The sequence below is a fragment of the Candidatus Hydrogenedentota bacterium genome, from assembly GCA_012523015.1.
Taxonomy (GTDB): domain Bacteria; phylum Hydrogenedentota; class Hydrogenedentia; order Hydrogenedentales; family CAITNO01; genus JAAYBJ01.
On sequence record JAAYJI010000289.1, the window covers coordinates 1 to 3,679 of the forward strand.

The 3,679-nt window shown below is 53.9% G+C and carries 1 protein-coding gene; it reads left to right on the top strand.

Features of this window, described 5'->3' with window-relative positions; genetic code table 11:
* The first annotated feature begins 700 nt into the window (after positions 1–700).
* Positions 701–3,502, top strand: coding sequence for a fused MFS/spermidine synthase (locus GX117_12615; GenBank protein NLO34173.1), 2,802 nt, complete (start codon positions 701–703; stop codon positions 3,500–3,502).
* Positions 3,503–3,679 lie beyond the last annotated feature (177 nt).

Below are 3,679 nucleotides of genomic sequence, written 5' to 3' on the forward strand. Positions count from 1 at the left end.
AACTTTTGGGGGCGATGAATCGCGCCCCTACAACGGAAACGCATAAGGATGTTCGGGCGTTGGTGTTGGCACGCGGCGTTAAGGGAAATCTTGGGCGCGATGAATCGCGCCCGAGGCGTTTTTGTCATTGACGCGTTGCGCTGTGCGCGTTGGCTCGAGTACCCGCATCCTCAGGGCCATCAAAAAACGCTATAGACTATGAGGATTACGAAAAAACAAAAATAATCACAAAACCATCAACACCTGTAGGGGCGAGATTTATCGCGCCCGAGGCGTTTCTGTCATTGACGCGTTGCGTTGTGCACGTTGGCCCGGGTACCCGCATCCCGCATCTTTCGTAGTGCGCGAGCTTTATCGCGCTACCGTCCATCCTGTCCATTATGTCCATCCCGTCCATCCTGTCCATCCTGTCCATAATGTAATCTCTTGGGCGCGATGAATCGCGCCCGAGGCGTTTCTGTCATTGACGCGTTGCGTTATGCACGTTGGCCCGGGTACCCGCATCCCGCATCTTTTGTAGTGCGCGAGCTTTATCGCGCTACCGTCCATCCAGTCCATCCGGTCCATCCCGTTCAACCTACCGCTTCCCTTTTTTACGCAATACTTTCCCCATAGCCTTTGTTTTGATACAATTTCCATCAAACACCTACAACCAACCTTGATCCCGCCCTACATTAACTTAGGATAAAAGGAATTGACGATGTCTCATGCCATGTCCCGTTCCGGCTTGCGCCTGCCCGGTCTGACCATATTCTTTTCGAGTGCCTGCATTATGATCCTCGAAATAGTGGCAGGCAAATTGATTGCCCGGCATGTGGGCATGTCTTTATATACCTGGACTGGAATTATTGGTGTGCTCATGCTCGGTATTTCTGTGGGCAACTATTTGGGCGGGAAAACGGCGGACCGCTTCGCAGCGCTGCCCACACTGGCGCTCCTCTTCTTTTTAGGCGCCTGCAGTGCCGCCGTTATTCTACCCTTGAATTATCTTTCCGGTCTTGTGGTTCCTTTCTTGACGCTGCCCTGGACCGCCCGCATTGTCCTCCATATTCTCTTTGTATTTTTAGCGCCTGCCCTGCTCTTGGGCATGATCCATCCCGTCGTCGTGAAATGGGCATTGGATTGGGGCCGTGAAACGGGACGTACAGTGGGCAGCATGTTCGCGTGGGGCGTTATGGGGAGTCTCATCGGTACCTTTTTAACCGGCTTTTACTTGGTCACGGTACTGGGCGTCTCTGCCATTCTTTTTCTGTCAGCCTTGGGTTTGGCGGCTTTAAGTTTACTCTTTTGGATTCTCAGCAAAAAAAGAGGCGCCGCCTCCGACGATACGCAGCAAGAGGCCGTGTCCTCATCGCTGCCCGCCACGCCGCCGCGGTGGTTTCATTTCGTGCCCGCAGCGGCAACGGTCTTTCTTTCCAATGCGGCTTTTATGAGATTTGAGTTGGCCATGATGCGCGTTGCGGCGCGGGAATTCGGCGGGTCGCTCTATACGGCGACAACCGTTATCGGTGTAGTCTTGGCGGGCATCTGCTTAGGCAACTATAGCGGGGGCCGTATCGCTGATCGCTGGCGGGACAGAAGCAATTTGACGGTGGTCTTTACGGCCGCCGCTCTTGCCGTCGCCTTGAGTCCTTTCATGAACCGGCTCCTTGCGGAAGCCCGTACTCAGTCTTGGCTGCTCTCCGATCTCTCGTGGCCTACCCAAATTTTCATTCAAATGTCGGTCGTATGTTTGGTTCCTTGCTTTTTCATGGGTATGGTCAGTCCCATGGTGGCGCGCCGCCTGCTCCAACACGAGGACCATCCGGGCAATGCCTTGGGGCTCCTCTATGCTTGGGGCAGCGTAGGCGCTATAGCGGGCACCTTTCTCAGCGGTTTCTTCTTGATTGAAGTATTGGGCAGTATCCCCCTGACTCTGGCAGTTGCCCTTGCCCTTGCTTTGACCGCGCTGCCCTATGGATGGAAACGGATAAGCGCCCTCCCCGGTTTAATCAGCACGGCCGCCATCTTTTGCCTTTTCCTCTACACTTTACCGAACTTCTTTTCTTATTCTTTTGGTTTGGGCTATCGTTCCGCCGAAGATCCAACCGTAGTCTATGACAAGGAAAGTCTCTATTCCCATATTACGGTGGTTACCGATGATGAAGAAACATCCTTACGTGAAATCCGCCTCGACCGCTTGGCCCATTCCCGTATTGATTTGCGCGACCCGCTGCTGCTGCTCTACGAATACGAATGGATTTACGAAGGCGTGTTAGACGCCCATACCCGACCCGGCGAGCCTGTACGCGCCTTTGTCATTGGCGGCGGCGGCTATGCCTTCCCCCATTATCTGATGGGGGCACGTCCCGGCAGCGCCGTTACGGTGGCGGAAATTGATCCGGCTGTTACAGAGGCCGCTTATGCCGCCTTTGGCTTGCCCCGGGAACACGAGCTGGAGATTTATGATCTCGATGCGCGCAATGTGGTCAGCGATATGATTCAGCGAAAGGAAAAAGACCCCTCTTTTCAGAAATTTGATTATATTTTCGGCGACAGCATCAACGATTATACGGTACCCTTTCATTTGACTACCCTTGAATTTACACAAGCCCTCTATACGCTGCTGACTGACGACGGCATGTACATGTTTAATATGATCGACGTTTTCGATTCCGGCGCTTTCCTGGCTGCCATGGTCAAGACCTGCCGGCAGGTTTTTCCCCACGTACAAGTCTATAATTCGGGCCGCCTCGCCCATACGCGTGATACCTTTGTGGTCGTTTGTTCAAAAGGAGCTGCGCCCCTGAGTGACATCAGCCCGAAGCTGCGCGATCGCTATAACTATGTGGGCGAATTGCTCCCCGATGAACGCTTGGATGAACGTATTGCCGGAACGAAGGCGCCCTTATTAGAGGATGATTTTGCGCCTGTCGAAAATTTGTTGGCGGCTGTGGTCCGCGCCGGCAGAAGCACCCGAGGCGAAAGACATCTGCGTTTCGCCCAACGCTATCTCGCACAGCATCAAATAGCGAAGGCAGAACGTCACGTGGACGCGGCACTGGAAATTTATCCGGCGTGGTATGAAGCCCATGAAGTAAAGGCGCAACTCCTCGCGCTGAAGCAGGATGGCCGCGCTTCCATTGAGTCATTGAAAGCCGCCATACCGGGCAACCCCCATCCGGAGCGTGCTTGGCAAGCCTTAGCCTTTGCCCTGAACCAAGAAGGGCGAAAAGCGGAGGCGCTGGCAGCGTGGCAGCGATGTGTAGAACTCAATCCCCATAATGTTACAGCCCTCTACAATGTAGGGGTTCTGTATGGGGAAGCACAGCAATTGAGCCGTGCCGTAGAAGCGTGGAAACAGGCTTTAGCGCTTCAGCCGAATCATGAGGACAGCCTTTATAATCTGGCTGTGGCAGAGCTCATGATGGGTGAGAAAGAACAGGCACGGGAACGGGTGGAGAAGATGAAAGCACGGGGCTATCAGGTTGATCAACAATTGTTGGAAGCCTTGGACGAGTAAGCAGTGAGCTGCGCGAGCCTTAGCGCATTCCCGTCCATCCCGTCCATTTTGTCTATCCGGTCCATTATGTAATCTCTTGGGCGCGATGAATCGCGCCCCTACACCGGAAACGTACGTGGATATTCGGACGTTGGTGTTGGCATGCGGCGTTAAGGGAAATCTTGGGCGCGATAAATC